This window comes from Cognatiluteimonas profundi, from assembly GCF_009792795.1.
Classification (GTDB): Bacteria; Pseudomonadota; Gammaproteobacteria; order Xanthomonadales; family Xanthomonadaceae; genus Cognatiluteimonas; species Cognatiluteimonas profundi.
In genome coordinates this window covers 1-266 of record NZ_VKHQ01000015.1, presented here as the reverse complement: position 1 = coordinate 266, position 266 = coordinate 1, and the positions used below count along the sequence as shown (strand labels likewise).

Annotated in this window: 1 protein-coding gene; it reads right to left on the bottom strand. The window is 68.8% G+C overall.

Annotated elements, in window-relative coordinates:
* Nucleotides 1-96: 96 nt before the first annotated feature.
* On the bottom strand, nucleotides 97-249 hold the full coding sequence (locus GST15_RS12985; protein WP_425482248.1) for an Lsr2 dimerization domain-containing protein: 153 nt from the start codon (nucleotides 247-249) through the stop codon (nucleotides 97-99).
* Nucleotides 250-266 lie beyond the last annotated feature (17 nt).

Genomic DNA, 266 nt, shown 5'->3' with positions numbered 1-266 from the left:
CGAGGTCCTGTCCGTCAGACCGACCTCGTATTGAACCAGGAAGGCCTCCGACGGGGCTGACCAGGCCCTGCCCGGGCCCGCGCACGCTTCGAGCGGTCAGCGGGTTGCGGCGTTCATGGCACCGCCCGGCACGTCGCCTCGGACACGGCGCGCCTTCTCGGTGTACGGAGCGAGTGCCCGAACGAACGCATCACGCTCCGTGCGGGTCAGATCGATCTGCCAGCGAGTGTTCTCAACGGCGAAGGTCACCGTGACCGCGTCGGGCT